We start from the raw sequence: 8,029 nt of genomic DNA, 5'->3' as shown, positions 1-8,029 counted from the left end.
CACCACCAACTCCAGTGGTGCCACCGGTTACACCACCGACACCACCAACTCCAGTAGTACCACCAGTTACACCACCGACATCTCCAGAAGTATCTAGAGAACAGGGTCTTCCTAAGACTGGTGAGAACAAGTCTGTAGTAGCAATGGCATTCGGAGGACTCCTTGCGGCAGCTGGACTTGGTTTGGCAGGAAAACGAAAAAAAGAAGACTAAGATAATAATAGGCGTAAAAATAAGATAGTTAGTAAGATTATTTCAGTTTTCAAGAAGAGAGGCTTGACCGAATAAGGTCAGGCTTCTTTTTGTTCGGCACTTAAAAATATCGTAAGTGACCAATAATGAAGTCAATTAAGAAGTTCCAAAGTCTTTATGGGCTGTGGAACTTTTTTATAATTAGCTAACTTATTACATGGACATGTGTGAGGAGGGTGATCTGATTGTTTCTCTCACAAGAGATGAGCAGATTCAAATTGATATTAACTTCTTCATGACAGTAGATTAGTACTTTCAAATAAAATATATTATGAATGATGTGGGTAATGGTAGAAGCTGATAAAAGACTTTGAGCTATTGTCTATTTAGTTATGGTGAATTTGATAATCTTGCAGTCACAATAGAAGCATCTTATCTAGGGGCTACACCATCATTTTTTGATTGAGAAATCAGAAAAAATCAAAGTTTAAGTTCTCTTATGAACTTTCAATAGACTATCATTACTCATTTTATGATTAAGATGATGGGAGGTAGAAGTTTCATAGAAGCAATAGGGAGCGACATTAAAGATAACATCTAGTAGTCCGATTAGTTAACAGTATTGGAAAGGGAGGAGACTTTCTGGTAGTTGCTTTGTAATTGGGTACTCAAAGATCTCTTATAAGATAGAAATGTATTACTGGTACTATTTGAGTATTGAAATTATTTCGTAATATCGTTGGTTATTCTTTCATTTGTATTTGAATAAGATACTAGTAGGCATAATTTTTCTCACAGGTTTTGTTATCTTTTGATTTTTTGAAGTTAGAAAATACTAGGACTCATTCTCTATTAATCCTAACTTATGAGACTCTTTTTTAAGTTGAATACTAGTATGCTAAACAGGTGAGAGCAATTATGGATGTTGGATTGTTGCAAACTTTCTTTAAGATTTTACTAGTGTTAATGAAGAAATACTGTTAAACGAAGAAGATGTTAGTATTATTTTAGACGGATAAAGTTATTCTAAGGTTAGGACTAGATGTATATGCCATTTTCATTAAAGATAAAAATATCTATATGAGTGTAAAAGGGAAAGAAATGAGAGGTTGTGTGCGTATATTGCCATTATTATGGATCAAAGTGAGAATAATATAGTGTATATTATAAGATGTTAATTTATTTTTATAATATTATTTCTTTCGGATTATAGGTTTAAATTACTATTTTTAGAACTTACTTCTGTTTATATATGGTGATTCAAGTATTTATGGAACATGAGATGGGTTTGGAATCTTTGACGCTTTTATTAGAAAATAACAAATGTAATCCGAGTTAATTTATTTTAGAAAAGCGTAATTTATATAATGAAATATTAGAAAACAGTGATTGTCGTCTTATTTTAGAAAACGCTTAACATGTTATAAATAAAAGGTTTCTAACGTTTTTATGTTTTTTGTAAACAACGTTACTCTTACAATTGTCAGACAACTAAACTTTTTTTAAAAAAACATTGTTTAATCACTTGACTCTAAATTGTCAGAATGTTAGAATGAAAAAGAATCATGGATATGAGGGGAATTAACTTATAATCATGTATCTATAACTAACTATTTTTTTAGAGGGAGACTTAAACATGAAAGACATTTTCAACAGGCGCCAGCGCTTTTCATTGCGTAAATATTCATTTGGTGTCGCTTCAGTCTTGTTGGGAACGGCACTCTTTGCTGCTCACACTGCACAGGCTGATGAAGTCGTAGCATCTGATGCTTCTTCATCAAACCCTGGTTCATCAGTTGAGGGCGAAAGTTCTTCAGAACTGGTTGAGACGAATACAGCATCAACAGCTCAAGCAGATCCTACTGTAGCTGTATCTTCAACTGAGGCAACTGCGTCAACATTTAACTTGACGCCAGAAGCTTCAACAACAGATAAGGTTGCCGCAGAGGCAACTGACAAACAAGCTACAGAAACTGCGAAACCAGAAGCTTCTAAACCAGCTTCAGAGGCTGCAAAGCCAACAGAAAAAGCTACTTCAGAAGCAACTAAGCCAGCTACAGTAGCATCAACAGCTACAGCCAGCAACAATGTTGAAACACCAGCTTCAACAAGAACAGCTTCAAACACTTCAGCTACAGCATCAACAACTGCTCCAGCAACTGAAAATACTGAAGCAGCCGAAACCGCAGCAGAAGCTACAAGTGTTAGCCCACGTGTTACAGCAAATACTTACTCTGTAAGATCTGCTGCAGACCGTAGTGCAACACTTGACCGTGCTGCTAGTGATATCACAAATGCTGGTGCTTTGGCAACAGGTCGTAGCCGTCGTCGTAATACACGTGCTTTGACAGATCACAACTATGAGGCGGTCTCTGTAGAAACTCACCTTAAAGATGGTGAAAAAGCTACTCCAGACATGACAGATCCTAATGGTGCAACTGTTCGATCTCAAACAGTGCCATCGGGCTACCAAGCTAAAGAAGGTGACTACTATACTTATAGTATCGTAGATCTTACTAATTTCAACAAACGTTACCATACAAATTACTATACACGTGCTTACAAGAGATTTGATGCTTCAACAGATACTACTGTTGAATTGGTTGACAAGAACACTGGTAATGTAGTAGAAACAAGAACCGTATCAGCTTCTAGTGGTATTCAAAAATTTACGACTACCAAAGCAGCCTCTAATGGGGAGTTAACTTGGCAAGTAGATTACGATAAAGGTTTAGGTGCTGGACCAGGGAAGACAGATTCACCGTTTATCCAACTTGGATATGAAGTTGGTGCAAGTATCAAGGCTTTAGTTGCTCCAGGACACAATCTAACTCCTACAGAACAAGCTTTATATGATGCAGTTTATGCTGCGCGTAATTCAACGGATATCATCAACGTTGTAGAACCAGCATATAATGGTCGTACTATTACAGATACGAATGCTAAAATTCCATTATTTGTTCAAAAATCAACTTACTATAGAGTAGTCGATAGAAATAATGCTTCATTTAATGCGAATAAAACAGATAAAACTGTTCAAGATTATGTACCAAATGGTAATGAAGTAACATTAGCCAACTACACGCTGAAAGCGATGGAAGGACAACACTTTACAGCATCTGGTGAACGTCAATTTGATGGTTACAAACTTTATCAAACAGCTACTCCAGATTCAACAACTGGTTATGTTAGCCGTCCTTATACAGTTGGTACCAAGTTTATGGATGCTGATCGTGCTGGAATAAAACGTATCAAAGAAATTGTTGGAGAAGATGGATCTGTTGTTATTCGTGTTTACTTATTAGATCCAAGACAACAAAACAAACGTTCTGATGGTACATTGAACACTGATGGCTATATGTTGCTAGCAGAAACCAAGCCTATTAAACCAGGTGATTATAACAAAGAAGAGTTGGTTGTTAAGAAAACACCACTTAAAACGATTGCACACACTGTAACTGATCCAAGAACAGGGGCAAAAACGAACTATCCAAATGGTAAGGATGTTCCATTTGATTTCCAAAGAGATGCTTCTTACACTCCGTATAAGACAGTATTTGTACCATTCTTGGGAGATAATATCGGTCACCTTTCTCCAAACGCACAATTAGAGCGTGGAGTAGGAGGTATTGGTACTAACGTTGACTTGCTCAACTCTTTGACGCCATACAAGCCAACAGTCTACTACTATGTGAAGTCAGAACCTGTAACAGTGACTCCAGAAGTTGAAAAACAACTTGAAGGACGCACACTTGTTAATGGTGAATTTAGCTTTAAGATTAAAGAAGAGCAAGCTAACAAATCAGTTCCTTCATATGAAGAAACAGTAACTAACCAAAATGGTAAAGCTACATTTAGTAAATTAACATTTAACAAAGCTGGAGTATACACTTACACAATTACTGAGGTTAAAGGCTCAGATACAAACGTCGATTATGATGCAATGACTGTTACAATGACAGTTACTGTAACTGAGAAAAATGCTGCTGGTGATTTGCAAGCTTCAGTTAAATACAGTGCTGAAGGTGGATTCAAATCAAGTGCAGATGATAAAATTTTCAATAACTACGTTGTAGCTCCAGTTAAGACTAAGTTCGACTTTAGTAAGGCTCTTGCAGGTCGTACTCTTAAAGAAGGCGAATTTACATTTGCTCTTAAAGATTCAACTGGTAATGTTCTTCAGACCAAGAAAAACAGCGCTAATGGTGTTATTGCCTTTGATGACTTGACATTTGATAATACTCAAGTTGGTACTCACAAGTATACTGTAGAAGAAGTTATCCCAGATAATAAAGAAGCTGGTATGACTTACGATACAATGAAAGCTGAAGTAACAATCACTGTTACTAAGGAAGGCCACGTTCTTAAAGCAACTAACATTCTTCCAGCAGATACAGAATTCAATAACACATTCACACCAGGTGCGGTTAAAGTTAACCTTGACTTTGATAAATCACTTTCAAATGGTACTTTGAACGCAGGTGACTTTAGCTTCACGTTGACTGGTGATAACAATGTTAATGAAACTGTAACCAACAAAGCTAACGGTAAGATTAACTTTAGCGAATTGTCATTTGACCATGAAGGTGTCTACAACTACACTGTTAAAGAAGTGAAAGGCAACAATGCCGATGTAGACTACGATGAAATGACTATCGCAGTTAAAGTAACGGTTACTAAAGATGCTACTACAGGTCTTTTGGCTGCTAAGACTGAAATGACTTCAACAGGTGGTGAAGCAACTGGTACTGATGACAAGATCTTCAACAACCACGTTGTAGCTCCTGTAACTGCTCAATTTGACTTCAGCAAAGCTCTTGCAGGTCGTAACTTGAAAGCTGGCGAATTTAGCTTCGTATTGAAAGACAAAGATGGTAAAGTCCTTCAAACAAAACAAAATGATGCCAACGGTAAAGTTAAATTTGATGCCTTGACATTTACAAATGCTCAAGTTGGTAACCATAAGTACACTGTAGAAGAAGTTCGAGGAACTGAAGCAGGTATGACTTATGACCCAATGAAAGCTAACGTAACAGTTACTGTTACTAAGTCAGGTCATGCGCTTACTGCTGTTGCAACTCTTCCAACTGATACAGAATTCAACAATACCTTCACATCAGCTCCTACTCAAGCTCAATTTAAGTTCACTAAACGTCTTGAAGGTAAAGAGCTTACAGCAGGTGCCTTCACATTCGAATTGCTTGAAAACGGCAACGTTATTCAAACTAAGAAAAATGCAGCAGATGGTTCAATCACATTTGATGCTATTGAATACAGTGCTGAAGGTGAACACACTTACACTGTGCGTGAAAAAGCTGGTAACGATACAAACATCGATTACGATACAATGAACGCAGAAGTGAAAGTTAAAGTTACTAAAGATGCTGCTACAGGTCTCTTGAGTACTGCTGTTACAATGCCTGAAGACACAGAGTTCAACAACTATGTAGTTTCTCCAGTTGTAACTAAGTTTGACTTCACTAAGAAATTGGCAGGTCGTGAACTTAAAGCTGGTGAATTTAGCTTTGTATTGAAAGATGCTGCTGGTAACGTCGTTGAAACTGTTAAGAATGATGCTGCTGGTAACGTAACCTTCTCAGAATTGTCATTTGACAATACTAAAGTTGGTACACACACTTACACTGTAGAAGAAGTGATTCCTGAAAACAAAGAATTCGGAATGACTTACGATAAGATGAAAGCTACAGTGACAGTTGAAGTTGCTAAGAACGGTCACACATTGACTACTGTTACAAACGTTACATCAACTGGTGGTGTAGACGCTAACGGTAACGCTACTGACGGTACTGCAGATAAAGAATTCAACAACAAAGTCACTCCTCCTGAAACTCCTGAATTCCAACCAGAAAAATTTGTCGTTTCTAAAGAGAAATATGACATCACTGGTGACAAGTTGATGGATGACGACGATGATGTCCCTGGTAACGAGTACACAGCAACAAATGCGAATCCATATGTTGATGGTGTTGCAAACAACGAACCAGAAAACTTGAATACTAAGACTGTTAAACGCGGTTCTAAATTGGTATACCAAGTATGGCTTGATACTACTAAATTCACAGAAGCTAACAACATCCAATACGTTGGTGTATCTGATACATACGACGCAGATAAATTGAACGTTAACGCATCTGATATCAAAGCCTACGATTCAGTAACTGGTGCAGATGTGACTGCTAAATTCGACATCAAAGTTGAAAACGGTACAATCACTGCAACTTCAAAAGATGAATTTATCAAAGATAAAGTAAACAACCCTGTTATCGATACTACTAAGTTCGCCTTTGGACGTTACTATAAATTTGATATTCCAGCAACTGTGAAAGAATCTGTTAAAGCTGGTGCTGATATTGAAAATACAGCCAACCAAACAGTTCACGTTTACAACCCAGTAAGCAAGACAGTTGAAAAACCAGAAAAGCCAACACAAAAACGTGTTAATAGTGTTCCAGTTCCAGTTGAAATGAACTTCACTAAACGTTTGGAAGGTCGTGAACTTCAAGCTAACGAATTCGAATTCGTATTGAAGAAAGACGGCGTTGAAGTTGAACGCGTGAAGAATGACGCTGCTGGTAAGATTGTCTTCAAGACTCTCGAGTTCGGTCGCGATGATCTTGGTAAGACTTACAACTACACAGTAGAAGAAACTCCTGGTACAGATGCAACTGTCAAATACGACACAATGGTTGCTACTGTTAAAGTTGTGGTTTCACACGACGGTACAGCTAAAGCAATCGTTGCCAACGTAACAGACGCTGCGGATAAAGAATTTAACAACCGTGTAACACCTCCTGAAGAACCTAAGTTCCAACCAGAGAAATACGTTGTTTCTAAAGCGAAATTCGATATCACTGGTACTAAGCTCGTTGATGATGATTCTGAATTGACAGATAAATATGGTGAAACAAATACAAACCCATATGTCGATAATACAAACAACAACGAAGAAGAAAACTTAAATACTAAGTCAGTTGAACGTGGATCTAAACTTTACTACCAAGTTTGGTTGGATACAACTAAATTTGATGCAGCTAACAAAGACAATATCCAAACAGTAGGAATCACAGATAACTACGATAAGGATAAATTGAATGTTAATGCTTCAGATATCAAGGTTTACGATTCAGTAACTGGTGCAGATGTTACTAACAAGTTCGATATCACTGATAACAACGGTGTTCTTACAGCTAACCTTAAAGCTGGCTTCACTAAGTCACTTGGCGACGCTGAAAATACTCAAATCATTGATACAACTAAGTTTGAATTTGGACGCTACTATAAATTTGATATTCCAGCAACAGTGAAAGACGATGTTGTAGCTGGTGCAGATATCGAAAACAAAGCGGCTCAAGTTGTTAACTACTACAACCCAACAACTAAGAAAGTTGAAAAACCTGAAAAACCAACTGAAAAACGTGTTAACAGTGTTCCAATCTCAGTAGAGTTCAACTTCACTAAGAAATTGGAAGGTCGTGACCTTAAAGCTGGCGAATTCACATTCGAGTTGAAAGACAGTGACAATGTTGTGATTGCAACTGCAACCAACGATGCAGCTGGTAAGATTAAATTCTCTCCTGTAGAGTACACAAATAAAGCTGGTGAAAAAGTTACAGCCCTTAAATACAAGAAGGGTCAAGAAGGTACTTACAAGTACACTGTAACAGAGGTTAAGGGTACAGACGCAACTGTCGATTACGATACAATGGCTGCTGTTGTAACCGTTACTGTTTCTCATGATGGTACAGCGAAAGCCTTGATCACAAACGTGACAGAACCTGCGGATAAAGAATTTAACAACCGTGTGACTCCTCCAGAAG

The 8,029-nt window shown here is 37.5% G+C and carries 2 protein-coding genes; both read left to right on the top strand.

Annotation, left to right across the window (positions count from 1 at the left end):
• Positions 1 to 212 (top strand): LPXTG cell wall anchor domain-containing protein (locus tag HMPREF2697_RS08920; RefSeq protein ID WP_142350094.1); only part of this gene is annotated, 212 nt, incomplete at its 5' end.
• Between the two features lie 1,615 nt (positions 213 to 1,827).
• Positions 1,828 to 8,029, top strand: a 6,202-nt coding sequence (locus tag HMPREF2697_RS08915; protein WP_142350093.1) for a Spy0128 family protein, incomplete at its 3' end; no start/stop codon positions are given.

Source organism: Streptococcus sp. HMSC064D12 (assembly GCF_001837205.1).
Taxonomy (GTDB): domain Bacteria; phylum Bacillota; class Bacilli; order Lactobacillales; family Streptococcaceae; genus Streptococcus; species Streptococcus salivarius_D.
This window is presented reverse-complemented; position numbering and strand designations above follow the sequence as displayed.